Origin of the sequence: Phaeodactylibacter sp., assembly GCF_040219495.1 — a bacterium.
Classification (GTDB): Bacteria; Bacteroidota; Bacteroidia; order Chitinophagales; family Saprospiraceae; genus Phaeodactylibacter.
Genome location: NZ_JAVJSK010000080.1, coordinates 92,506 through 118,591 on the forward strand (window position 1 = coordinate 92,506; position 26,086 = coordinate 118,591).

Below are 26,086 nucleotides of genomic sequence, written 5' to 3' on the forward strand. Positions count from 1 at the left end.
ATGAAAATTGCATACAACATGAAGAAACTGATCTTAGCACTGGCTGCAGTATTTATGGTATTTGCAGTACAGGCACAGGACGGTAAGAAGGCAGTCCGAAAAGCTTCCAGTGCACTGGGCGCTTTCAATTTGGACCCTACCACCAACAAGAGCAAGCTGACCGAAGCTATTGACCTGATCGAGGAAGGGGTTGCCGATGCCGAATCGTCTAAAGAGTCTAAGACTTTCCTGACCAAAGGCGAGATTTATAACGAAATTTCCAATCAGTACCTGATTGCGAATCAGCTCGGAGACACTGCAGCAATTAAGAGCCTTCCTAAGGTTGATGATCCGGCGATCATTGCTGCTGAGGCCTTCCTGAAAGCCTATGAGCTTTCCGAGAAGAAGTGGGAAAAGCGTGATGCGACCAAAGGTATGGCGCAGGCACAAGGCCACCTCTCCAACAGTGGAGTGGTTGCTTTTCAGGATGAGCAGAATTATGAGAAAGCCTACCAGGATTTCAATATGGTGCTCGACCTCCACAAAGTACTGGAAGACGAGGGCGAAGACAGCAGCCTGAAGTCGGAAGACGACTACCTCAACCAGCTGTACATTACAGGCCTGGCTGCAATCAATGCCAATAAAATGGAAGAGGCAAAGGCTTTCTTTGACCAGTTGTACGAAAAGAAGTACGACAAGGCGGTGATTTACGAATCGCTTTATAAGATCGTATCCAGCGACGAGTCAAAAATGGAGGAAGCCTACACTTATCTCGAAGAAGGCCGTAAATTATTCCCCGATGATGTTTCTCTGCTGTTTGCCGAAATCAACCACTTCCTGCGTATTGGTAAGCTGGATGTGCTGATCACGAAGCTGCAGACCGCGATTGAGAAGGAGCCGGACAACGTTTCCCTGTACTCTACGCTGGGCAACGTGTACGACAACCTCTACCAGAAAGCCCTGAAGGCGAACGACGAGGCTGCTGCAACTGAAAACTTCGACAGCGCCATGAAGTACTATCAGCAAGCCGTTGAGAAGGAGCCAGACTATGTGGATGCCATCTACAGTATTGGCGCGTTGTACTACAACAAGGCAGCGGTTATGACACAGGACCTCAACAAGTACGCTGATGACTACTCTAAGGAGGGCTTGAAGAAATACGAAACGCTGAAGAAGCAAATCTTCACGGAGTTTGATAATGCACTACCTTTCTTCCAAAAGGCAGAGTCCATCAACCCAAGCGACCTGAATACGCTGATCGCCCTGAAGGAAATCTACGCACGTAAGGACAACCTGGAAAAATCCAATGCCTTCAAAGAGCGCATTGACCGTGTACAGGCGGGCGAAAAGATAGAAGATGCTTACTTTGATAAGTAATCTTTGATGACAGATTATAAAAATGCCCGGGTAGCAATAGTTGCCCGGGCATTTTTTTTGCCGGCCTAATGGTGTTGGGAAATGCTAAGGAGTGCTAAGACGTTTTGCCAATATGCTTAATCACCCGGCAGGGGTTACCCGCTGCAAAGCTATCCGCCGGAATATCCCGTGTCACCACACTCCCCGCCCCAATGACCGCCCGGTCACCAATCGTGACGCCCGGGCATACAATAGCCCCGCCCCCCAGCCAGACATCGTCGCCAATCCGGATGGGCTTGGCGTACTCTTTGCCACTACTGCGGGCTTCCGCATCCAAGGGGTGAGTAGCCGTATAAAGCTGCACATTTGGTGCGCACATGACCCGGCTGCCGATGTATACCGGTGCCACATCGAGGACCACACAATTGAAATTGAAAAACACCCGCTCGCCGGCATATATGTTGTAGCCGTAGTCGCAGTAAAACGGCGGTTCAATCCAAATATCAGGCTGACTGTTAGGCAGCAGCTTTCCCAGGATTTCCTGACGCCTGTCTTTTTCGTCATCCCTGGTCTCATTAAGGGCTTTAAACAGCAGGCGGGCGGTACGCCGCTCCGCAGTAAGCTCAGGATCAAGCGGGACGTACATCTCTCCGGCGATCATCTTTTCCTTTTCTGTACGCATCATGTAAAAAATGTGGAAGTGAAAGAAATTGGCAGACGCTATTGCCTGATATTTTTTACCTTGCGCAATTTCTGAAAAATTTGATTGTAATCACTAACACAGTTCGATAATCATGAAGCGTCCAGTTCGGGTTTTTAAATTTGGAGGATCCTCACTTAAAGATGCAGCGGCTATTCAAAATGTGGTTAACATCCTTCGCGATTTTAAAGACGAACGCCTGGTGGTGGTAGTTTCCGCTATGGGCAAAACGACCAATGCCATGGAAACCGTGGTCGAAGCTCATGCCGCTAAAAATGGTAAAGCCTTTGACCTGCTCAACGAAATAAAGGCCTGGCATTACCGGATCATGGATGAGCTTTTCCCTTCCCAAAATCAAGAGGTTTACGCTGCTGTCAATGATGTATTCGTGGAGGTGGAATGGGTCCTCGAAGAGGAGCCCCACGACAATTACGACTACATGTACGATCAGATCGTCTCCGTTGGCGAGCTAGCATCTTCCAAAATCCTGAGTGCATTCCTCAATCAGCTGGAATTTAAAACCAGTTGGGTGGATGCCCGTGATGTCATCCTTACTGATGATATTTTCAGAGAAGGCTGGGTGCAGTGGGTGGAAACCGAAAGCCGGACTGAAAAAATAGTGGCGCCGTTGCTTGAAGTGCCGGGCTTTGTGCTGACCCAGGGGTTTATCGGAAGCACGACGGAGAACTTCACCACCACACTGGGCCGGGAGGGTTCTGACTATACTGCCGCCATATTCAGCTTTTGCCTGAATGCTCAGGATATGACCATCTGGAAGGACGTCCCCGGGGTCTTAACCGCCGACCCCCGAAAATTCGAAAATGTCACTCTGCTCGATCGCCTTTCCTACAAAGAAGCGATAGAGATGACCTACTACGGTGCCAAGGTCATCCACCCCAAGACGATCAAGCCCCTGCAGAACAAAAGCATCCCGCTGATGGTAAAGTCCTACATCAATCCTGCCGGAGCGGGCACCTATATTTCAGACGAAGTAGAGGACAATTATCCACCTATGGTGGCCATAGAGGGGAATCAGGTACTGCTGCAAATCAGTACCCGTGACTTCTCTTTCGTGGCCGAACATCATATCCGGGAGCTCTTCAACCTCATTGCTGACCTGCGCATTCAGGTCAATATGATGCAAAATTCAGCCATTAGCTTCAGCCTTTGCGTCAATGATGTAGATGATAAGGCAGACCGGTTTGCGCAACGGATCGAAAAAGACTTTAAAGTGATGATGGACCGGGGGCTGGAACTGATTACCGTTCGCCACCATCAACCGGCAATTATGGAGGAGCTGCGCAAAGGCAAAATAGTGTTGCTGGAAGAACGCATTAAAGATACCACGATTCAGATGGTCGTCAAGGATGTACCGGTGATGCGGCGTAAGGAGACTCCTACAGCATAGATCCGCGCAGGAGACGCCGTCATGGGCCGATTGTAGCCGGGTGTGGGATCGTTCAGCTCAACTGCTTTATCATAATTGCTAGTTGGCAGGTGGTTTTACTGGGCGTTTTCGGAAGAAATGGTATATTCGTTTTGAAACAGGACGGAAGTATCATATGGATAAACATTTTAAGGTAGCTATACTTGGGCCCATTCCCTTTGACCACATTACGACCAGTAAAAATCAGGTAATAGAAAAGTACGGTTGTGCCACACACACCGCCATCGGGGCTGCCGCATTGCTGGGTGATTCCGGTACCGTTGTGCCTGTGACTCATGTCCGGAAAAAGGACGAACCTCATGTGCGCGCATTGCTGGATCTTTATCCCAATATCAATACAGAAGGGCTGTACGCTCACCTGGATCAGGGAGATGTCATTCAGCTGCGTTTTGTAGATCAAAACAACCGCCTGGAGAAGCAGACCGCCTTTATGCCGCCTATCCGGCCAGAGGATGTGGAGCCCTTTATGGACAGCGACATCTTTGTGGGCGTACCGATTTCTGACTACGAGGTGCCACTGGAAACACTGCGCTTCATCAAAGAAAACCGCGGCTCTGATGCCCTTACTATTTTTGATGCGCACGGGCCGACTACCGCGGTAACGACTCAGGGCGACCGGGTGCGCCGGTTCTGGATTGAGCGCGACTTGTGGCTGCCTTACATTGATGTCCTGAAGATGAATATCGAGGAAGCCGGCTGTAGCTGGTTCAGCAAAGAGTACAAAGAAGAAGACCTGGAGCAGCCCTATCAGGACCTTTCCGAAAAAGACATGGCAGACTTCGCACAGCACAGCCTGGAGCGGGGCGTTAAAGCGGTCATTATCACACTAGATGCCCGGGGCTGTATGGTGTACTCTATGCCCGGCGGGCAGTTCAGGGCGGAGTTCGTCCCCTCCATTCCGGTAAAGGAGGTCATTGACACCACAGGGTGTGGCGATTCTTTTGCCGGCGGACTGGCTTACGGATTGCTGCGCGACCGGGAAGATTATGTGCGGGCAGCGCAGTTTGCCAACGCTCTGGGTGCTATGCGCACACAGGGGACGACCTTTGAGGTTTTTAAGCCGCTATCAGATACAGAAGCCTTGCTGCGCAAGCATTATGAAGCTAAAGCCCGCCTATGAGTTTGGCTCAGGGGATGCTGGATGATCTGATCACGGCTTGCGGCGTAGACCACCCTAAGCAGCAGCACTTTCTTTTGGCGGTTAGCGGAGGGAAAGATTCGGTAGTCATGGCGCACCTGTTTGCACAAACCGAGTTGTCCTTCGGGATAGCGCACTGCAACTTCCAGCTGAGAGGAGCGGCAGCGGAGGAAGACGCCCAATTCGTGCGGGCCTTGGCTGCCCAGTTTGACTGCCCCTTTCACCTCGCTGTTTTTGATACGCTGCAAGTTGCAGAAGCAGCGTCTGTTTCGGTTCAAATGGCCGCCCGAACCCTACGCTACGACTGGCTGGAGTCTCTTCGCAAAGCAGAGGGTTACGACTATACGGTGACGGCTCATCATCTGACGGATGCTATAGAAACCCAACTGCACCACTTGGTCCGTGGTACTGGCCTGAAGGGCTTATTGGGCATTCCTCCCCGCAATGGCTATGTGATCCGACCTTTACTCTTTGCCAACCGGGCAGCAATCGAAGCGTACCAAGAAGCCCAAAAGCTTGCTTTTCGGGAAGACGAAAGCAATGCAGAAACAAAGTATACCCGGAATTATATCCGCCATCAGATTCTTCCGGTACTCCGGACCCTCAACCCCAGTCTGGAGGGCACGCTGGGCGGAAATATGCAGCGCCTGAAGGAATCGGCCTACCTGATGGACCAAATGGTGCAACAGATCGAAGAAGAGGCATGTGTAGTGCAGGAAGGCCGCGTATGGTATCAGCTTGAAGTATTGAGGAGCTACGCGCCGGCATTATCAACCCTGCTTTTTGAGTTGCTTTCACCTCTTGGCCTGAATACCACGCAGGCTAACGACCTTGCGCAGGTCATCCTCGAAGGGCATAGCGGGCGCCGCTTTCTTACCCCTACCCATGAAATCACCACGGCAGCTGAGGTGCTTGAAGTTTTACCGCTATCAGGCCCGGAGGCGGACCATCTGATCATTGAATCCGGGGAGGAGCAGATTTCCTTTCCGGGCGGGCAGTTATCCTTGCGGTTGCTGAAGGAGCCCCCAGTGACCTTTGCCGCTGACCCGGCTCTGGCTTACTTTGATACTGCTGCCCTGACCTTCCCATTAGAACTCCGGAAATGGCAGGCAGGTGATCAGTTTCAGCCTTTTGGGATGGGGGGCAGCCACCAAAAGCTGCAAGATTACTTCAGTAACAACAAACTCACACGGGCTGAAAAAGTCGGTACCTGGATTTTGACCGATGCGCAGGGGCGAATCGCGTGGGTAGTCGGGCACCGCAGCAGTCATCTGCACCGGGTGCAATCTGCCACAAAGCAGTGCTGGGAGGCTAAAGTGCAGTTGGGATAGCGCGCTTTGCTCGCTTTCGCGGCATTAGCGCACCTCGGACAGGCTGCCAGGCAAGCTTACTTGCGCGGGCAGCGCTACAATTTGTCCTTGAGTTGTTCGATTTTGCGGCGGTCCCGTTTGGTAGGGCGGCCCGCGCCTTTGTCCCGGAACTCAGTCCTGCCTTTGCCCACAAACCATTCGTTGTATTTGTTGAGTTCCTCTTCAGGCGTGAGGTCTTCGTAGCAGGTTTGAGCGATTGGGGCGCCCACACGCTTTTGAATCAGGTCTGTGACCTTATATTGAAACTGGAAACCATTCTTTTTAACTTTCAGATTGTCTTCCCGCTGAATGAGTTGAGAAGGTTTGGCTACCGAGTCATTTACATGCACTTTACCTGACTTGCAAGCGTCTGTCGCTTGTGTGCGCGATTTGAAAATCCGGACGCTCCACAGCCATTTGTCTACTCGTACTTTCTCAATATCTGCCATAAATTATCCTGAATTATATTGGGAGAGGCGGGTATTGCATGTTTAAACTCTCCAGTTTCTCCACTAACGTTTTGACCACAATATAGTTCCGGTACCAGCGCTTGTCCACGGGAACGATGGTCCACGGGATGTGGCTTTCGTTGATCGCATATTCGTAGTATTTGCGGTAGGTGTCCCAATGCTCTCGCTCTTTCCAGTCATTGGGGTTATGTTTCCAGTGCTTCTCCGGCTCGTCAATACGCTCCTGCAGCTCTTCCCGTTGTTGTTCATAGGAAAGATGGAGATAGAACTTGAAAATATGAGTATTACTGTCAAATTCGAGGAGTTCTTCAAAGGCATTGATCGCCGTCATGCGCCGGTAGGCACGCTCGTCGTCAATCCAGCCGTGCACGCGTTGTATGAGAATGTCCTCGTAGTGAGAACGGTTGAAAACCTGAATCATACCTTTGGCAGGCACTCGTTGGTGCACCCGCCACAGGAAGTCATGGGAAAGCTCTTCTTCGGTAGGTTTCTTGAAGCTGTGAACACTAATGCCGTGCGGGTGGCAATCTTTGAAAGTATGCTTCACCGCGCCATCTTTTCCACTGGCATCCATACCCTGGAAGATGACGAGCACGGCGTGTTCCTGTTCGGCGTAGAGTAACTTTTGCAGGTCGCCTAGCCGCTCCTGCAATTTTTCGGTCTTTTTCTCGATTTCATCCCGATCAAGGTCTTCGGGAGGCGTAGTTGGAATTTCACTGAGTTTGATCATTCACCTTAGAGTTTATCGTTCCGGCATAAAAAGCCAGAGTAAAAGGTATACCAGCAGCCCCGGAAAGGCAGCACTCAGAACCGAGAGCAGGATGTAAAATAACCGGACATTAGTTGGGTCCCAGTTGAAGTACTCAGCTAGGCCGGCGCAAACACCGCCAAAGACAGCCTGATCTTTCCGCTTTCTTAATTTTCGGTTTAGCATACTGGAATTTGGATTAGACGGGTAAGATAGGGAGAACTGATAAAAAAGAAAAGCCCTGAGAAAACAAGGCTTTATAACGGGAGCTTAACTTTCCTGTGCTTCTTTAAGCTGGGCTTTAGCATCGCGCCTGAGTACCCTCTGCACGGCGTAGAACTCGCGGTGAGAAGGAATGTACCCCCCGCGTTTCCAGTGTTCAATCATACGCTGAGCATCTTCGGGGGAGAGTTTCTTAAGGGGGGCTTCTTCGAGAATTTCCATATTGTAATTGGTCGTGTTCTGAGTGTCGAGGGCAGGGTGGGGAGCTCTTCTTTTTTCCTGTTTTTGCTGCTGCTGATGGGTGAATCCATAAATAACTGCCACCACTAAGCCTGCAATTGCGGCTACGAAGTATTCCATTAAAGTACGTTGTTTATATCCTTGATTTGCTAAGAAAACGTTTTCAAACGCTTAGATGTTTTATTTATCTTTTTGATTTTGAGTAAATTAGGTGTTTGAGCGTCTTTGGTACCAATTGAAAGTGCAGGGAAAAGGGTTCTTCTCGTCTGCTTCGTGGGAGGCCTGTTGGGTAAGGGCCCAGTGCTCGGGGTCGATCTGTGGGAAGAAGGCATCTCCGTTCTCTACGTACGTATGTATGTCTGTGATGATCAGCTGATCAGCGTAGGGCATAGCCTGCCGGTAAATTTCACCGCCGCCAAGAACACAAAGCCGCGGAGCCTGCTGCGCTCTCGCCAATTCGATACCGGCTTCCACACTATGCGCAATATGCCCGCCGGGCCCGGCCTCGTAATCTTCCTGTCGGGTGATGATGACAAATTGCTTATTCCTGAATATAGTGTTGCCCTGATTTGACTCATAAGACTTCCGGCCGGAGAGCAGGAAGCAGCCTTCGATCTCATTCAAAAAGACAGCTTCATCAGCGGGCATATGCCAGGGGAGGCCCCCGTTTTTCCCAATTACGCCGTTTTCTGAGCGGGCAGCGATCATTACGATTTCCATAGGTACTATTGCTTTCGGTCCATCCAAATGTACAGCCCATGCCGTAAAATCCCAACACGCTATAAAAAAAGGCAGGCGCTTTTGGCACCTGCCTGTTGTGTTGTGGGCTATCGCCACACTATTTCAATTAAAGCGTGTTGGGGCTTTGCTATTCGCAAACGCCTTAAGTGTTTAATCAAAGGAGTATTCTCCCGTCAGTACATTCAGGCGTACGTTGTAGGTCCCTGCAGTAACTGGGATATCTGGCCCATCTTGTGTACCGACGCCACTTGGGAAGTCGGACCCTCCCCAGTTGACCGGCCAGTCGTTATTTAACCGAAACTTCGCAAAACCATCTGTTAGTTCGATGTTAACGGTTTGTACGGAGGGCTCTTCAGGATCGGGAGTCATATCGGTATCTGCATCCCAGCCATCAGGCGTGGAATCACCAATAATACCAACAGAGGCTTCCTCAAAAGTATATTCGCCAGTCTCTGGTGTGAAAGTGACCTGGTAGAGCCCGAAAGTAACCGGAATATCCGGTCCATCCTGTACACCTACACCGGTCGGGAAGTCGGATCCTCCCCAGTTAACGGGCCAGTCATTATCTGCCCTGAACTTAACGAACCCATCGAGCAGCCCAACCAGGATGGAATAGGTGCCGTCTCCATTATCCGTAAGGTCCGTATCCACATCCCAACCACCAGGGGTCGCATCACCAATGATGCCGATGGACTCAAATCCACCACCGCCGCCGGTGCCCAGGAATTCCATAGTGTACTCCAGTGTAGCGTCATTGAAGGTGATTTTGTAAATGCCGGGGTCGCCCATGAACATGGCGTTGTTGCCAAACTCTTCGGCTACACCATCACCGTCGGCATCACCGAAGTTTTTGCCCATGAAGTTGGGCATTTCGGCAAATTTGAACGCATCGCCTTCTGCCAGTTCTACTTCCGCCAACTCCCAGGTGTTGTCAGATACCAGTTGGAAACGGTACTCATCACCATCAAAGTTGTTGAAGGTGCCGAGCAGGTAAAGGCCAGAAAGGTTGGTTGCGAATTCAACAGCCGGTCGTACGGTGTACTCCAGCGTCTCGTCGTTGAAGGAAACGGTTACCTCACCGGAGTAGCCACAGGCCGTATTGCCATTGCCACCGGACAGGCTGCTTTCCATAAATCCATTGCAGTCAGTATCGCCCCAGTCTTCATCGCACCAGTCCAGGCAGTTTTTGATCTTCCACTCGTCGCCGAGCAGGTCAACACCGGAGACTTCCCAGGTGTGGTCGGCCACGAGCGTCATCTCGTCCCCACCCCAGCCATTGAAAGCACCGGCGATCCACATGATATCGTGGTTGGCTGCGAAAGGCAGTAGAGATATTTCAAAAGTTGTGCTGCGGTTAGCCGTTTGACCCTTAGCGTCAGTAACGGTAATGTTGATATTGTAAACCCCTGCACCGAGCTGATCGGCAGGCACTAAAAAGTCAGCACCAGGCACGACAATACTATCGCGGGTGCCGGACAGGCTCTGTGTAGCCTCTACTAAGGTATTGCCAAACTCATCAGTCAGCTGAACCGAAACTTCAGACAGGGGCGAAGACTCGCCGTCTGCCACAATAACCTTCAGGTCGAAGTTGCCAACCACAATTTTGCTGTTATTGGCTGGCGAAATGGACACGATGCCCGGCGCGAAGTCCGTCAGCGCTTTCACATCAATTTCATCCTTAGTACAGCTGAAGGCCACGAGCCCCGCCAAAACCAGGATGGAGAATATTTTAAGGAAATTTTTCATGTCTTAATCTGATTGAAAATTTGATAAATTTTCGAATAGGCGGCTGCGCTATTTGGAGCACCGCCGCCCATAAAAGATTTAATAGCCCTGGTTTTGCTCCAGATTGTCGTTCGCCAGCAGCTCCTCGGCCGGGATGGGGTAGAGGCGCAGGTGGGGAGAAGTCGTTGTTCCTTCCCGGATATTGCCTTTCCATGCCCAGGTGCCATTTTCCGTAAACTGCCCGAAACGGATCAGGTCAGTACGGCGCACGCCTTCCCAGTAGAGCTCACGGCTGCGTTCATCGAGGATAAAATCCAGGTTGAGGTCACCTTCTGCAATATTGCCGGCATCATTGTTGTAGGCCCGCTGCCGCAACGCATTGATGTAAGCTACTGCCGTACCCAAATCGCCATTGGTGGCGCCGCGCAGGACGGCCTCAGCGTAAATCAGGTGCACTTCACCGAAGCGGAACATCGGGTAGTCGGTATCTGCGAAAGTAGGGTCACTGCCCGGTACACCCTCAGAGGTGATATTCTGATATTTGGGTACGGTGTAACCATTGGTGAACTCGTTAATGGCTTCTACAGCTTTGGTTTGCCCTTCGGTAAAGAAAATAGCCCGCTCGTCGATGTTGCCGGTTTCATCTGGAAAACGGTCGACTAGTGAGGGCAGCGTCCGCAGGCCGCCCCAACCGTTGTTGACACCGTAGTTCTCTGCATTCATCGCACCACCGATGGCAGCGTGTACCAGGTAAGTGGTCCCGCCAAAGGTTTGCGTGGCATCTCCGTCGAAATTAACCGACATGATGGTTTCTGTGGAGCGGTCGTTGTCAGCCAGGAAGTTGTGGTGGTACTCATCCATGAGGGTATAAGCGCCAGACTCAATGATTTTGTTACAAGCATCCACCGCTTCATTCCAGTACGTTTCTCCGTCGGTGTACACTTCTCCATTGAGGTAAAGCTTAGCCTGCAGCATCCACAGCGCGCCTTTATCGGCACGACCGTAAGGGGCGGTGCCGGCTTCCAGCATGTCGCCTTCGATTTCATTCAATTCATTGACGACGAAGTTAAAGACTTCGCGGCGGCTGAACTGAGTAGGGGCAGTAGAACCAATAACCTGGTCTTCGGTATAGAATGGAATATCACCGAAGAAGTCGATACCATGCCAGTAGCTCAGGGCACGCATAAAGCGGGCTTCTGCGCGGTAAGTCGACATTTGATCAGCGACTTCCTTGCTGACCCCACGGCTATCGAGCTTTTCAGGCGTAGACTCACGCAGGAATTCATTGGCCAGGGAAACCTGGAAGAACACCCGGTAGTACATCGCACGTACGAATTGGTTAGTACTGCTCCAGCCCTGTGTAACCAGGTCAGGCAGTCCATCGTCATTCCAGGCAATGACCGCTTCATCAGTTGGCAGCTCCTGCAATTGCCAGTACTGCCGCAGGTAGCTGGAGAACCCTTCATCCAGTGATTTGATATCCGCATTACCTGCAGGTCCCTGCTGACCGGTAACGGCCAGGCCCGCATAAATACGTGTCAGAAAACGCTCATATGCTGCGTCATCAGTAAAGAAAACATCAGGGGTTAGATCGTTCTTGGGCTGCACATCGAGGTCTGTACAGGCAGACATCATGGCGAGCACCGCGATTAACCCAATATTTATGATTTTTTTCATGGCTTAATTTTTCTTGTGTTCAACAAATTAAAGACCCAGGCTTGCACCAAAAATGAAGCCCATCGGGCGTGGGTACGGGGCATTGTCTATACCATTTACGCCCACTTCCGGGTCCAGGCCGCTGTATTTCGTGAAGACGAGCAGGTTCTGACCGGTTACGTAAAGGCGCAAGCTGGAAATACCGCGCTTCGGCAGGAAGGTATAGCCTAAAGTCACGTTGTCCAGGCGCATAAACGAAGCATCCTCCACGTAGTAATCAGAGAAGTACTGAGGCGCTACAAACTGCGTTTCCAGTACCGACTCGTGTACGTTGTTGAGGAAAAAACGGTCATCACCAATATTAACGCCCTGCACCCGCTGGAAGTACCCGCGGTTAGAAGCATTATTATTGTAAACATAGTTACCAATGGCACCACGGATTGTCATAGCAAGGTCAAAGCTTTTGAATCGGAAGTTTGACGTCAAACCATAAAAAATATCTGGTGCAGGATTTTGGAAAATCCGGCGGTCCAGTTCATTGATTTGGCCATCTTCGTTCTGATCAACATACATCATCAGATCATCTTCATCCGAAACAGGTGTGCCGTCATCATTTAGAATATGCTCGTATACGTAAAAGGCATCGACGGCCTGGCCTACACGGAGGATTTGGACGTTGTTGCCCACACCACCGGCGATACCGCCGCGGAGAATACCTGCGTCTCCTGCAATATTAGACAAGCCGAGTACTTCATTGCGGTTGTAAGCTACGTTACCGGTCAGGTCCCAGCTCATATCCGGAGTATTAAGGATATTGGCGTTTAGGGTAAGTTCTACCCCCTGATTCTCCAGCTCACCGATGTTGGTCAGTACGCGGTCAGACAAGTTTGTACCTGCAGGCACGTTGACTTCAAACAAAAGCTGGCTGGTGGTTTGTGTATAATATTCCAGCGCACCATTGAAACGGCCATTGGCAAACCCAAATTCAAGGCCTACGTTCAGAGAGGCCGTTTCCTCCCACTGCAGGCCCGGATCATAGGCGTTCGGACGGGCGGTATTGACGAAAATCGGATTGCCATCGGCATCCGTACCAATTTGGTAGCGTGCCCGCTGATCGCTAAAAGCATACTGAGGCAGGTAGCGGTAGTCCCCAATATCCTGGTTACCCGTTATCCCGTAGCTGACTCTGAATTTCAGGTCAGAGAAAACATTATTCAGGCCTTCAGCCCAGTCTTCCTGAAGTACACGCCAGGCAACGGCTGCTGATGGGAACAAGCCCCAGCGGCTTTCCGGTCCAAAACGGGTAGAGCCGTCGCGGCGCAGAGTAGCGGTAAGGATATAGCGCTCGTCGAAGTTATAAATCGCACGGCCCCAAAAAGAGATCAGGCGGTTTTCGAATACCGAATTTGAAGGGAATACATCTTCTGCTTGTGCCGGCCCGTTGATGCCAAACTGGTCGGTTGATAAGTTCTGACCTTCAAAAAGTGGGTATTGCTCATAGAAGTCCTGGTAGGAGTAGCCCGCCGTCAGCTTCAGGTTGTTGCGCTCGTTGAGTGCCTTATCGTAGTTCAGATAAGCATCAAAGAGGTAGTTGGTCCGCGTGAAGTTCTCGATTTTCACCAAACCATTGAAGTTAGCCACCTGCGTATTGGTGTAGGTGGTCGGCTCAAAGGTGTTGCGGTCGCCCTGATTGATGTCAAAACCAACGTTGGTCTTGACGCTAAGGCCTTCCAGTAAGTCATCGAGGGCGTACTCAATCTCCATATTACCAATGGTACGGAAGGACTGCCCTTGATCTACACGCTGTTCCGCTGCGGAAACCGGGTTGCGCGGTGCAAGGGAGTTGCCGTAGGAGAAAAAGCCTCCGAATGCGTCGTTGTCAGCATCAAATACGGGTTGTGTAGGGTCCAGGTCCCACGCTGCCCCTATGCCCGGATCGAAGATATCGCGGGTACGTGCACCACGCAGGTTGGTGCTGACCTTTAGCTTGTCGTCAAAGAATTTATGGTTGTAGTTCAGGCCAAAGCTTGTCCGCTCGGTCTCAGAACCTCGTATAATACCCTCGAGCTGCTGATAACCAGCGGAAATACGGTAGCCAAAGTCCTGGCCACCGCCGGATACACTCAGGGAGTGGTTTTGGCCTTGCGCCTGACGTAGCATTTCGTCAAACCAGTTGGTGTTGTTGTCACCCAGTGCGTTCAGTCGGCTTGGTGCGAAGAAAGTCACCACATCACGGAAATTACCTGCATCGAGCATGCCGGGTTCTCCGCGGATTTCATTAACGGTGTAATAGCCGTCATAATTGACGCGCGGGCGACCGCCTTCCTGCCCCTTCTTGGTGGTAATGATGATAACCCCGTTCGCGCCCCGTGAGCCGTAAATTGCGGTAGCAGAGGCGTCTTTTAGTACGGTGAAGGACTCGATATCACTTGGGTTGAGGAAGTTCAATGGGTTCCGGCTACCCGCTACGCCCTCGTTGTCGATAGGCATCCCGTCAATCACAAACAACGGCTCATTGCTGGCATTGATGGAAGTACCGCCCCGGATACGAATGGCAGAACCGCCACCGGGCGAACCATCGCCGGGTGCGATTTGTACACCCGCTACCTTACCTGAGATAAGCTGCTCCGGTGAGACAATCGCCCCACGGTTGAAGTTTTTATCTTCAATTTTCGCAACTACCCCGGTCGCATCTTCCTTGCGCACCGAGCCATAACCGATGACCACCACTTCCTCCAGCACTTCAGCGTCTTCGCCCAGTTGGAAGTCAAGGGTAACGGTTTCTCCGTCTCTTACGGTAATGGTTTTGGTAAAGTCTCCGTATCCCGTATAGGAAGCCCGGAGTTGCTGTTCGCCAGCCGGCACATTTTCGAGGACGTAGTTACCGTCAAAGTCGGTAGCCGTTCCCCGGCTGCTGCCCACCAGCAGAATGGTGGCCCCGATCAGGGCCTCGCCATTTTCGTCGGTCGCTGTGCCTTTCACAGTACCCTGAGCATACCCCTGTTGGACCAGGAGCAGCGCAGCTGCAAAAGCTACGACCAATCGCAGAATGTTTTTCATAAGAGCTACAATTTAGTTTAGTTTGTATGGTAAGTTCAGATTACCCGTGTCAATACATTAGTAATGGTTTTGTACTAATAGAGTCGTTTGAATAATTGGCGTAAACGACTGATCATCTGTTTTTTTGTCAACAATAGTCAACGTTTTTCAATAAAGGCTAATGTCGTGGGAGTGCCCAAACTACAGTGCAAATGTATTTCTTGCTGCGAAATTACCCTACCTGATTTTGAAATATCTTTAATCTGGAGTGGGCTTTTGAGCATCATTCGCCAGGTTATTGCATTTAATATTTCTTTTTTGTTTGGATATCCACAAAGGAAAGCATCTCAGCACAGTGGTAAGGTGATCTTTGTCAGCGCTTTTGTTTTTTAGGGCTTTATTTTTATCATTTGATAAGAGCTTGTTGGGATTTTGCTTTTGGAGCGAACGCAGCCAAATTTTGTTCTGATTAAGGCGTGATACATTCAAGAATGGGATTAAAGGGGCCCATTCTTGAATCACATAGCCTTAGCTACGTAACCGAAGAACAACGAAGAGCAGGGCAAAATTTGGCAAGAGCAGCCCGAAGTGTAAAATCCCAATAAGCTCTAAGGCCAGGAGATTGGCTTGCAGCACTATAGAACAGATGAGAGAAGGCTGCTTTTTCTTCCGGGCAGCGCAAAGAAGGCAAACCTATATACGGAAGTTTACCTTTCCAGTCATTGAGTTTATGTTTGACAAAGCTCTAAGGCCGTTCCACTCTGAGCCTGCTGATCATCTTATTCAGCTCAATAAAGCTACGGCCGGTCAGGACAGCATCCTCAAGGGCATTATGCTCTTCGGTCTCCCGCTCCAGCCCAAAGTAGGCGGCAATAGCCGTCAGGCTTTGGCGTTCCGGAACGGCCTCTCCGGCCGCTTTGAAGATGGGAAAGAGGGTATGAGTGAGCGACTGCATATCCAGCATGTGGTAGCTAAAGGGCCAGCGGCGGTTAATGATACCGTAGGCGGCGCGCAGGAAAGCGAAGTCATTGACGATGCCCAGGCCCGAAATCATGGTGTGCCGCAGCGCCCGGCTGTTGTCAAAGGGGTCCGGCTTGAGCTTGCGCAGGCCTACCATCCAGGCCTCAAATTCCGGCAGCACATCATCCAGCATGGGAGCATCCTTGAGTTGTTCCAGGCTAATGCCATGCACTTCTTCGGAAGGCTTGGAAAAAGCCTCTTCGTTTTCTGGGTACACATAAGATTGATAGCGCCCCAGTTCTGTCCAGTTGTCGGTGTACAAAACAGCACCGATTTCTATGACATCGTGGTAACTCGGGTCGTCGCCCGACATCTCCAGATCAATTACCAAATATTCCATAATGAGATTTGTGGGCTTAAAAATAATGGATTTTTAGGGCTTTGGAAGAAACTCTCTGGTTATTACGTGAAAAAAATAATAAGTAAGTATGGCAGGCTGATTTGTAAACGCTAATTTTGTCATCAATTTGAAACAGCGCTTTTGCTAAAGCGCCTTACAATAGGGTACTTTGACTTAAATCTAAATTGCAGATATGGGACGCGCATTTGAATACCGCAAAGAGCGGAAAATGAAACGCTGGGCCAATATGGCCAAGACGTTCACGCGCATCGGCCGGGAGATAGCTATAGCGATTCGGGAAGGCGGGGCAGACCCCGAGTACAACCCGCGCTTACGCCTGGCCATTCAGAATGCCAAGGCTGCGAATATGCCTAAGGCAAACGTGGAAAATGCCATCAAAAAGGCAACGTCCAAAGATGCTGAGAACTACGAGGAACTGGTTTACGAGGGGTATGCCCCCCACGGAGTTGCCCTCATTGTGGAAACGGCCACGGATAACCCCACCCGTACGGTGGCCAGTGTCCGTCATATCTTCTCGAAGTACGGCGGCAACCTGAGTACCTCCGGCTCAGTCGATTACATGTTTTCCCGTAAAGCCCACTTCAAGGTGGAGGCGGAAGGGCAGGACCCCGAAGAACTGGAGCTCGGGCTGATCGACTTCGGCCTGGAAGAGCTGAAGCGTGAAGAAGATAAACTGGTGCTGGTCTGTGCCTTCGAGGACTATGGCAACCTCCAAAAGGGGATCGAGGAGTTTGGGCTGGAAGTAGCAGAATCTGAACTGATCCGTATTCCCAGCCACTACAAAGAACTTGGCGACAGTGAAGTCGAGGATGTTATCAAACTTATTGAAATCATGGAAGATGACGATGATGTTAACGCTGTTTTCCACAACATGAAAGAAGAATAATGGACTTTTATCATATCAACCGCACCGCAGTTGTCGTCATGCCGAAACCGGCACTTTATGAATGGGCCAATGCCGTCTTTCCGGAAAACCCTCTGGATTTCAGCGACAAGGATCAGCACGATGAAGGGGATGTTTTTCTGCTCCCCGATTTCGAGACCACCGAAGAAGTACTGGAGCATTTGAAGGCTAATGTAGCCGACCTGCTCAGCGTACTGCTGGAAGGGTGGAGCCTGGACGAGAGCGACTGGCCGGAAACACTGGACTGGGCGCTCTTCGAGCGGTTCTACAATTACCATGTAGAGACGATGGTAACGGATACGATCGAAGAGGATTAGTTGGAAATAAGTCCCAACACGCTCCAAGAGCGTTTTGGGACTTTAGTAATCGGTCTGCAAACTACACTTTTTTGCTTATACTTCGTCCCGAAAATCCTCATTTAGCTCAGGCTAAACTCCGGTTTTCGTGCCTCGTCTAACCAAAAAATTGTTAGTTTTCGACTAGAAGACAAAAGTCCCAAAACGCTCTAAGCCTGCATAGTCAGGTTACTGCATACTTTAGGAACACAAAAGCTCCGCCGGAGCAGGCAACTATTTAGGTGAATGACGGGAAAAGAAAGGGTTAAGGCCAGCCTGAAGGGGCTGGTGGTATGGGTATGGGTATTGGTGTTTAGTGGTATGAGTGCTTTCGCACAAGAGACAGATGCGTTGCTCATACAGCCTGCGGAAGGTGCGATGCGGTTGGATGGGGTGCTGGACGAGCCCGCCTGGGAAGCCGCCGGCATCGCTACCGGTTTTTATCAGAACTTCCCTTTTGACACTTCCTACGCCGCACTGGACACTGAGGTGCGCGTCACCTTTGACGAAGCGGCATTGTATATTGGTGCCATTATCTATCAACCTCAGGAGGACTACATCGTGACTTCCCTGCGCCGGGATTTCGAGTTGGGGCCTTCCGATGAATTCGCCGTCAATATTGACCCTTTTCAGGACAAGATCAATGGTTTCCACTTTGCAGTTACGCCGCTCAATGTGCGAAGGGAGGGCCTGATCGACAACGGGAACGCCATCTCTACCGACTGGGACAACAAATGGTACGCCGAGGTGTCCAATCATCCGGAATACTGGGTGGTTGAAATGGCGATCCCCTTCAAAACCCTGCGGTACAAACGCTCATCGGGCGATAATCAGTGGCGCATCAACTTCAGCCGGATCTCAGTCAGGCAGAACGAACGCTCAAGCTGGAACCCGGTGCCCCGTCAGTTTGGGATCAACAACCTGGCTTTTACACGGCCGCTGCGCTGGGGCAGCCCACCGCCCAGCCCGGGCCTGAACGTGTCTCTTATTCCCTACACTATCGCTGGTGTGGAGCGCGATGAAGAATTCCGGCTGCCCGCCGAACGTAACCTGAATGCCGGAGGCGACGCCAAAATTGCCATTACGCCTGCGCTGAACCTCGACCTGACGTTCAACCCCGATTTCAGCCAGGTGGAAGTGGACCGGCAACTGACCAACCTGAGCCGGTTTGAGCTGTTTTTTCCGGAGCGCCGCCAATTTTTCCTGGAAAATGAAGACCTCTTTGGCAAGTTTGGCTTTCCAAGCAGCCGACCCTTTTTCAGCCGCAGGATCGGGCTGGCACAGGGTACCCTGCGGCGCACCACTACCGATGGGGACGAGATAGAGGTGCAGCGCAGCTTTAATGTGCCTATCCTCGCCGGGGCCCGCCTAAGTGGCAAGCTCGACAACAACTGGCGCGTGGGCCTGCTCAATATGCAGACCGGTTCGGTAGCAGATGCTGGTTTAGCCCCTGCCAACTACTCGGTGGGGGTGTTGCAGCGCAAAGTCTTTGACCGCTCCTTTGTAGGCGCCATCTTTACCAATAAAATCAATTACCGCCAGGATGGGAACGGAGGGTACGAAGTAGACCCGGAGGCGTTCAACCGGGTAGCAGGCCTGGAGTACAACCTGTTCTCCAAAGACAACAAATGGGAAGCTGAAGCCTTTTACCACCGCTCTTTTACCAACGACAACAACGTTGATGCACAGGCGGCGGCGCTCTTCGTCGGGCATTACCTGCGCAACTGGCGATTCTTTTTCCCTACCCACTACATCGGGCGCAACCACGAAGCGGAAATGGGCTTCGTGCCCCGTCCGGGCTTTTTATCCACCTCGCCCGGTATTACTCACCTGATTTTCCCCAAGAAAAAATGGTGGGCAGAACGGGTCATCGCCTTTGGGCTTGATGCCCGGACCGAATTTATTTTCAATCAGCCGGATTACCAACTGACCGACCGGGAGCTGAGCGCCGGTGCGTTTATGGATTTCCCGGGGCAGAGCCAGCTCCGCCTGGGCTATACCCAAAACTATACTTACCTGTTTTTCCCCTTTGATCCGACCAATACCGGTGGCGTGGAATTGCCCGAGGGCACCGACTACACCTATCCGACGCTCGACCTCAGCTACAACTCTGATGTCCGCAAGGATTTTTACTATGGGGTGGAGGGCAGCTACGGGCAGTACTTCAATGGTGATTTTTCACGCCTGCGTTTCCAGCTCAATTACCGCTGGCAGCCCATTGGGATTCTGGCGCTCGATGCCACTTACACGGACATCGCGCTGCCCGCACCTTACAACGATGCCGGCATCTGGCTCGTAGGGCCACGGGCAGAGCTTTCGTTTTCGCGCAGCCTGTTCTTCAGTGTGTTCCTGCAGTACAATACGCAAGCGGATAACGTCAACATCAATACCCGTTTGCAGTGGCGCTTCAAGCCCGTATCGGATATCTTCCTGGTTTATACGGATAACTATTTCTCAGATCAGTTTCTGGTCAACCCGAGGGGCAAGAACCGGGCAGTGGTGCTGAAAGCAACTTACTGGCTCAATTTGTAGACGGCTTGGTCTGCAGTTCCCAATTGGCTGGCCGGGTATGTTTCCAGCGGCGGTGGCTCCAAAGCCAGAATTCGGGCTTCTGGCGGATTTCCGCTTCCAGCAGGCGGGTGTGGGCCTCTGTGATAGCTCCTTCGGGCATGCTGCCAGGGTCGTCAGTGACTACCGTGAACCGGATTTCGTAATGGCCGCGTTTAACCTTATCGATGTACCCGAAAATGACCGGGTAGTTGTATTTACGGGCGTAGGCTTCCGTACCGTAGAGTACCCCGGTGTCCTGATGCAGGAACTCCGTCCAGTACGCCCGGTTGGGGTTGGAAGGGGCCTGATCGGTCGCAAAAAGGATGATGCTCACGCCATGGTCTGCCTGAAAAAAGTCCCGGGTTTTCCGGATGGACACCATGTCCATACCGAAGCGGCTCCGTGATTCGGTGATTTTTTGGTTCAAAAAGGAGTCTTTCAGCGGCTTGTAGAGGCCCACCACCCGGTGCCGGATGTACATAGGCATAGCGGTAGCGGTCATTTCCCAGTTGTTATAATGTCCGGCACAAAGGATAACCGGCTGCTGCTTTTCAAAGAAAGGCTCCAGGATTTCCGGGTTCTTGATTACACCCCGGCGTTTGATTTCGGCTTCGGGGATACTGAAGCAGCGTACGGCTTCGACAACGAGATCACACAAGTGCCGGTAGTATTCGCGGGCAATGCGGTCGATTTCCCGGGCTGGTTTTTCCGGAAAGGACCGTTGGAGGTTGCCCAGGATGACTTTTTTGCGAAAGCCCAATACCCGAAACAGGAGCCAGGACAGCAGGTCAGAAAACCGGTGCATAACGGGCAGCGGCACATAGGAAAGGGGCTTCAGGAGCAGGTAAAACAGTACAGCATTCATATCATTCAAACATTCGTTAATGTGGACCGGGCAGCGTACCCGCTTCCGGCGGCGCCACAAAGGTAATATTAAACGGTATACTGCGTTTTGCTTCAGGTTGCCTAACTTTGCGCCGGAAATTCAGAAAACCATACCATGAGCAGAAGCTACCTACTATCGCTTGCTTTGATTTTGCTGGCCCTTGCCGGGAAAGCACAGGACGAAAACCTGGAAGTCATCCGGAGCACCGCCCTGCCCTGGGGCAGTCCGGTCCGGAATATTTTTGTGGATACCGATAACACCAAGTGGGTGGCCAACACCCAGAATATTAAAAAAGTCATTGGTGCGCGTTCTTCTGACCCCATCACTCTGCAGCCGGGTGAAATGGGGCTCTTCCAGTTCCCGGGCGGCAATGCCGATATCCGCTGGCAAAAGCAGGCCCTCCTGGATGCTATCGGTGATATTATTGATGAAGACAACTACATCACGGCCGCCTTTTACGATGAGATCAATCAGGATATTTGGCTGGGTACCAGCCTCACTGGCGCCTACCGCCTCAAGCAGGAGAACGGCACCCTCGCTTTTAAGGAGCAGTTGTCTATGGACAATACCAAGCTCCGGTCCAATTTCGTGCACGATATCGCAAAGGATGGCCCGGGCCGTATCTGGATTGGCACCAACGATGGCGCTCTGGTGGGCAAAGCTGGCAAGTGGGACCTTTTGGAAAAAGGGCTGATCATTGAAGCCATCGCCATCGCTAATGGGGAAGTCTGGCTGATGGGCGATGGCCTGGTTGGCAAAGTTGACCGCCGCGACCGCTGGGAGCTTACCGACTTGCCTTCGGATGACATCGAGGGCACCATCACGGATATTGCACTAGATGGCAAAGGGCAGTTGTGGATTGCCTCCCGTATCATCACCCGTTATGACCCGGCAACGGGGGAGACCAAGGTCTTCGGGGGAGCGGAGGAATACACCAGCGAATTTGCCAACCACCTGGCCGTTGACCTGGACGGTGCCGTTTGGATTGGCACTGAGGACAAAGGCGTGTACGTCATTCAAAAAGGCTCGTCCCTGGTAGCTACCGTAGAGCTGGTGAGCCCGGTGACTTGCGATGGCAATGGGGCCGATGGGGCCCTGCGGGTGAAAGTGAGCGGAGGGACGCCACCCTACAGTTTCAATTGGACCGGTAATGCAGAAGGGAACAGCCCGGAACGCCTGTCACCGGGTACTTACCGCCTTACGATTACCGATACGAAAGGGAATAGCCGCCTGGCGGATATCAGTGTACCGGACCGGCGGATAAGCCTGCGGGCGGAAGCCAAAAGCAAAGTGAGCGCCGCTGGTGCAGCCGACGGGCAGGCAGAGGCACGTGTACAGGGCGGTATGCCTCCTTATAAATATACCTGGGATAACGGAGAAGCGACACCCGTGGCGATGAAGCTGGTGGAAGGGGCGCATACCGTTTCCGTGACGGACCGCCTGGGCTGCGAAGCGACTGCGGTCGTCAATGTTTCCCGAACGCTGGAGTCCTTAGCTGTACAAATCGAGCAGATCAAGCCCATCAAGTGCCAGGGGAATAAGAGCGCCGTCCTCAAGGCTGTCGCTGAAGGGGGCGCCAAACCTTACACCTATCAATGGAGTGTGGCGGATGCACCGACCCCGCAGCTTACCGGGCTCCTTGCCGGTGACTATGCGGTTACCATCACTGATGCCAATGGCACAGTAGCCTCCGCTGCTTTTACGGTAGAAGAACCAGCAGGCTTTGATGTACAGGCGCAGGTGGCTCGGCCGGCTTCTGCCAATGGCAGTGATGGCGCAGCTGTTGTTGAGGCTTCAGGAGGCGTTCCGCCTTACCAGTACCAGTGGAGTACCGGAGCAGCCGAAGCCACCCTGAGTGGCTTGTCAGCCGGTAAGTATACCGTCACTGTAACGGATGCCAACGGATGCGAAACGACCGCTGAGGTGGTCATAGGCGAAGATATCCTGCCGCTGTCGCTGACGATTGCGCAAGACAAAACGATTGACTGTCAGGGTGCAGCTTCAGCAGCGCTATCGGCGAAAGTGACCGGCGGGAAAAGCCCCTTCACTTATGCCTGGAGCGATGGGAAGTCGAGTGAAAATATCAAAGGCCTTACCGCTGGTACCTATGCTCTCACCGTCACTGATGCAGCCGGGACTGCCGCCAATGCTTCGGTAGACGTAAAAGAACCGGAAGCGCTAAAAGCCCGTGCCAGTCAGGTCGCCCCGGCTAACACAGGAGCCTCCGACGGAGCCGCTCAGGTTACTGGCAGTGGGGGCGTACCTCCTTATACTTATCTATGGACGAACGGGGCCGGCACTCCTGAAATTACGAACCTGGTTGCCGGAGCGTACGTCGTCACCGTCACCGATAAGAATGGCTGTCAAGCCACAGCCAAGGTGGACGTTACCGAAGATATCGCACCACTGGAAGTACAACTGGAGGCCAGCCAGCCCATCAGCTGTGCCGAAGCCTCCGATGGGCAAATGGTAGCGATGGTGAGTGGCGGAAAGGGCCCCTTCGCTTACGCCTGGTCGAATGGCAGCACAGCCGAGGGGCAGTTGAAGTCCCTCCCGGCCGGCACCTACACCCTGACTATTACCGACGTAGTCGGCAATACGGCAAGCGCTGAATTGCTGCTGAATGCACCACCGAAACTAAAGATAGGCGTGGAAGTCACCGGCGAGGCCAGCCCGGGGCAGGCTGATGGGCGTGCGGTGGTCAATGCAACAGGCGGCAACGAGGGCTATCAGTATATCTGGAGCAGCGGGGAAACGGGGGCAGAAGCCCTTCAGCTGCCCTCAGGGATGCAGTCGGTAACCGTGACCGACGCCAAAGGCTGCAACTCCTCCATCTCGGTGGAAATGATCGAAGACATTCGCCCACTACAGGTGTCGGTCGCCCAAAACCAGGCCATTACCTGTGCCGAAGCGGAAGATGGTGGGCTCTCGGCAACCATTGAAGGCGGGAAAGGGCCTTATACCTACTCCTGGAGCAACGGTGCAGATGGCGAAGAGGCAACCGGGTTGCCAGCCGGTGCTTACACGGTAACCGTTACGGATGCGCAGGGGACGACGGCAGAAGCCACGTTGTCTCTGACTGCACCTGCCCCGGTGCAGGCTACCGCAGCGGCCGTACAGCCCGCCAGTACCAACAACTCAGACGGTGTCGCCCGTGGTAGCGCACAGGGGGGAGCACCACCCTATACCTATGCCTGGAGTACGGGCGCATCCACTGCGGAGGCAGATGGCCTTCCACCGGGTGACCATACTGTGACCATCACGGATGCCAATAGCTGTGCGGCTACAGCTACCGTAAGCATTAGCGAGAATATTCTGCCCTTGCAGGTGTCTCTAATTGTAGTCACGCCGGTCGACTGCAACGGAGGAGCAACGGGCGCTGTTGCTAGCGAAGTTAATGGCGGTAAGCCGCCCTACACCTATCAGTGGATGGGCGCGCAGGAAGGCGTGAAAGCCACTGGCCTGACAGCCGGTACTTACACGCTCACTGTATCGGATGCCGCCGGCACTACGGCTGCTGCCAATATTGTTCTTTCCGAACCGGAGGCTTTGTCTGCCGGGGTGGTCATCATACAGCCCGCCAGTACAAATGCAGCAGATGGCAAAGCCAAGGCCTCAGCGAGTGGGGGCACTCCGCCTTACACCTATGATTGGAGTACGGACGTATACGCCGAGCTGGCAGATAACCTGCCTCCAGGCACCCACAGTGTTACTGTTACCGATGCCAAAGGCTGTACCGTGACGGAAAGCATTGCAATCACGGAAAATATATTGCCCCTGGAACTGAGCCTTGAAGTTTCTGCACCGATCAACTGCAAGGGTGGGGTAGGAGCCCTTAACGCGGTAATCAGTGGAGGAAAGCCACCCTTTGCTTATGACTGGAGCAACGGTGCCACTGAGCCACAGGCAGCCGGACTGTCTGCCGGAGCCTATCAGCTGACCCTGACCGATGCCGCCGGCACGACAGTGGAGTCGGAACTGGCACTGTCAGAGCCCGAGCTCCTTTCCGCGGAAGCCATAGCTGTACAGCCTGCCAGCACCAACAACAGCGATGGCATTGCAAAAGCTACGGCAAAAGGAGGGACTGCACCTTATACTTACGCATGGAGTACCGGCGCTTCCACACCGCAGGCAGACGGGCTGTCGCCCACTGCCCATACCCTGACCGTTACGGATGCTAAAGGCTGTACAGCAGAAGCCAGCGTCACTATTTCTGAAAACATCCTACCGCTGCAAGTACAACTGGAAGCCACACAGGCCGTTTCCTGCAGCGGAGCAACAGATGCAGCGGTACAAGCGACTATCAATGGCGGCAAACCGCCCTACACCATCACCTGGAGCGATGAGAGTACAAGTGGAGAGAACCGCAGGGGGCTGGGCGCCGGGCAGTATGAAATCACAGTGACAGACGAGGCCGGGAACGAAGCCTCTGCTGCCGTAACGCTAACGGCCCCCGAGCCCCTGACCGCTGAGCTGGGCCGGGTGGAGCCTGCCTTTAGCGACAGCAGTGAAGATGGTAAAGCGGAAGTGAGCGGAAAGGGCGGTACGCCTCCTTACCGTATAGCCTGGGATAATGGCAGTACAGGGCCAAAGGTGGAAAACCTAAGCCTGGGCCAACACAGCGTAACCATCACGGATGCGAATGGATGTACGGCAAGTGATGAGTTTGAAATTACGGAACGCGTACTGAAGGAACTGACCCGGGCGGTCAGCAGCGGGCAGACCATTCAAATGCAGAAACTGCAGTTTGAAGCGGACAGCTCCCGGATTCAGGAATCCGTAAAACCTTTGCTGAATGAAATTTATATCTTCCTGAATGACAACCCCTCAATCGTAGTGGAAATTGGCGGGCACACCAACAACCTGCCACCGGATGAATACTGTGACCAATTGTCTACGGCCCGTGCCCGCGCCGTGGCGGAGTACCTGGTTGCTAAAGGGATCCCTTCCGACCGTGTATTCTACAAAGGCTATGGAAAGCGTAAACCCTTATTCTCCAACCGGACTGAAGACGGGCGAAGGCGGAATCAGCGGGTAGAGATAAAAATCCTGCGCTTGTAAGACATAGTTATTAAACATTAAGAGCATGTTTGGAGCTCGTTGCTATTGCAAATCAACGCTTTATGAACCCCGCAGAAATGCGGGGCAAGCTCTGACTTCCTCACTAAATTTTCATTTAGCCCGCTAAACTCAAATTTAGTGACTTTGCCAGAACCATAA

The 26,086-nt window shown here is 52.4% G+C and carries 19 protein-coding genes; 8 read left to right on the forward strand and 11 right to left on the reverse strand.

What is annotated here, in order from left to right; translation table 11 throughout:
• Positions 1–18: 18 nt before the first annotated feature.
• Complete coding sequence (locus RIC19_RS12790) at positions 19–1,356, forward strand: tetratricopeptide repeat protein (protein ID WP_350178718.1); 1,338 nt, start codon at positions 19–21, stop codon at positions 1,354–1,356.
• Positions 1,357–1,450: 94 nt separating this feature from the next.
• Here RIC19_RS12790 and RIC19_RS12795 read toward each other — a convergent pair whose 3' ends face one another.
• Complete coding sequence (locus RIC19_RS12795) at positions 1,451–2,017, reverse strand: sugar O-acetyltransferase (RefSeq protein ID WP_350178736.1); 567 nt, start codon at positions 2,015–2,017, stop codon at positions 1,451–1,453.
• 112 nt (positions 2,018–2,129) lie between these two features.
• On the opposite strand from RIC19_RS12795, the gene RIC19_RS12800 reads away from it, so the two are divergent.
• The 3 genes from RIC19_RS12800 (at position 2,130) to tilS (ending at position 5,951) form a co-directional block, all read left to right on the forward strand.
• Entirely contained in the window at positions 2,130–3,443 is a 1,314-nt protein-coding gene (locus RIC19_RS12800) for an aspartate kinase (protein ID WP_350178719.1), read from the forward strand.
• Positions 3,444–3,597: 154 nt separating this feature from the next.
• Positions 3,598–4,602 (forward strand): carbohydrate kinase family protein, encoded by a 1,005-nt coding sequence (locus tag RIC19_RS12805; RefSeq protein WP_350178720.1) that lies wholly within the window; start codon positions 3,598–3,600, stop codon positions 4,600–4,602.
• Positions 4,599–5,951, forward strand: coding sequence for a tRNA lysidine(34) synthetase TilS (gene tilS / locus RIC19_RS12810; protein ID WP_350178721.1), 1,353 nt, complete (start codon positions 4,599–4,601; stop codon positions 5,949–5,951). The genes RIC19_RS12805 and tilS overlap by 4 nt, the downstream gene beginning before the upstream one ends.
• Before the next feature lie 74 nt (positions 5,952–6,025).
• On the opposite strand, the gene RIC19_RS12815 is transcribed toward tilS, so the two are convergent.
• The 9 genes from RIC19_RS12815 to RIC19_RS12855 form a co-directional block, all read right to left on the reverse strand.
• Positions 6,026–6,418, reverse strand: a complete 393-nt coding sequence (locus tag RIC19_RS12815) for an RNA-binding S4 domain-containing protein (protein ID WP_350178722.1) — start codon at positions 6,416–6,418, stop codon at positions 6,026–6,028.
• Between the two features lie 13 nt (positions 6,419–6,431).
• Positions 6,432–7,169, reverse strand: a complete 738-nt coding sequence (locus RIC19_RS12820) for a PPK2 family polyphosphate kinase (protein ID WP_350178723.1) — start codon at positions 7,167–7,169, stop codon at positions 6,432–6,434.
• Between the two features lie 12 nt (positions 7,170–7,181).
• On the reverse strand, positions 7,182–7,373 hold the full coding sequence (locus tag RIC19_RS12825; protein WP_350178724.1) for a PspC domain-containing protein: 192 nt from the start codon (positions 7,371–7,373) through the stop codon (positions 7,182–7,184).
• Between the two features lie 84 nt (positions 7,374–7,457).
• Positions 7,458–7,769, reverse strand: coding sequence for a hypothetical protein (locus RIC19_RS12830; protein WP_350178725.1), 312 nt, complete (start codon positions 7,767–7,769; stop codon positions 7,458–7,460).
• A gap of 87 nt (positions 7,770–7,856) precedes the next feature.
• Positions 7,857–8,369: a dihydrofolate reductase gene (locus RIC19_RS12835; protein ID WP_350178726.1), complete on the reverse strand. Its 513-nt coding sequence runs from the start codon at positions 8,367–8,369 to the stop codon at positions 7,857–7,859.
• 171 nt (positions 8,370–8,540) lie between these two features.
• On the reverse strand, positions 8,541–10,136 hold the full coding sequence (locus RIC19_RS12840; protein ID WP_350178727.1) for a cadherin repeat domain-containing protein: 1,596 nt from the start codon (positions 10,134–10,136) through the stop codon (positions 8,541–8,543).
• A gap of 78 nt (positions 10,137–10,214) precedes the next feature.
• Positions 10,215–11,792 carry a RagB/SusD family nutrient uptake outer membrane protein gene (locus tag RIC19_RS12845; RefSeq protein ID WP_350178728.1) on the reverse strand — a complete coding sequence of 526 codons (1,578 nt, stop codon included), beginning with the start codon at positions 11,790–11,792 and terminating at the stop codon, positions 10,215–10,217.
• 27 nt (positions 11,793–11,819) lie between these two features.
• Positions 11,820–14,831: a SusC/RagA family TonB-linked outer membrane protein gene (locus RIC19_RS12850; protein WP_350178729.1), complete on the reverse strand. Its 3,012-nt coding sequence runs from the start codon at positions 14,829–14,831 to the stop codon at positions 11,820–11,822.
• Between the two features lie 724 nt (positions 14,832–15,555).
• Positions 15,556–16,170, reverse strand: a complete 615-nt coding sequence (locus tag RIC19_RS12855; protein ID WP_350178730.1) for a 3'-5' exonuclease — start codon at positions 16,168–16,170, stop codon at positions 15,556–15,558.
• A gap of 193 nt (positions 16,171–16,363) precedes the next feature.
• Between RIC19_RS12855 and RIC19_RS12860 the strand changes: the two genes are divergently transcribed.
• From RIC19_RS12860 to RIC19_RS12870, 3 genes are all read left to right on the forward strand, one after another.
• A complete protein-coding gene (locus RIC19_RS12860) occupies positions 16,364–17,077 on the forward strand; it encodes a YebC/PmpR family DNA-binding transcriptional regulator (protein ID WP_350178731.1) in 714 nt (237 codons plus the stop codon).
• Positions 17,077–17,412: a hypothetical protein gene (locus RIC19_RS12865; RefSeq protein ID WP_350178732.1), complete on the forward strand. Its 336-nt coding sequence runs from the start codon at positions 17,077–17,079 to the stop codon at positions 17,410–17,412. The genes RIC19_RS12860 and RIC19_RS12865 overlap by 1 nt, the downstream gene beginning before the upstream one ends.
• A gap of 264 nt (positions 17,413–17,676) precedes the next feature.
• Positions 17,677–19,962: a DUF5916 domain-containing protein gene (locus RIC19_RS12870; RefSeq protein ID WP_350178733.1), complete on the forward strand. Its 2,286-nt coding sequence runs from the start codon at positions 17,677–17,679 to the stop codon at positions 19,960–19,962.
• On the opposite strand, the gene RIC19_RS12875 is transcribed toward RIC19_RS12870, so the two are convergent.
• Positions 19,952–20,845 (reverse strand): lysophospholipid acyltransferase family protein, encoded by an 894-nt coding sequence (locus RIC19_RS12875; RefSeq protein WP_350178734.1) that lies wholly within the window; start codon positions 20,843–20,845, stop codon positions 19,952–19,954. The genes RIC19_RS12870 and RIC19_RS12875 overlap by 11 nt on opposite strands.
• A 135-nt stretch (positions 20,846–20,980) precedes the next feature.
• On the opposite strand from RIC19_RS12875, the gene RIC19_RS12880 reads away from it, so the two are divergent.
• Complete coding sequence (locus tag RIC19_RS12880; RefSeq protein WP_350178735.1) at positions 20,981–25,927, forward strand: OmpA family protein; 4,947 nt, start codon at positions 20,981–20,983, stop codon at positions 25,925–25,927.
• Positions 25,928–26,086: the final 159 nt, after the last annotated feature.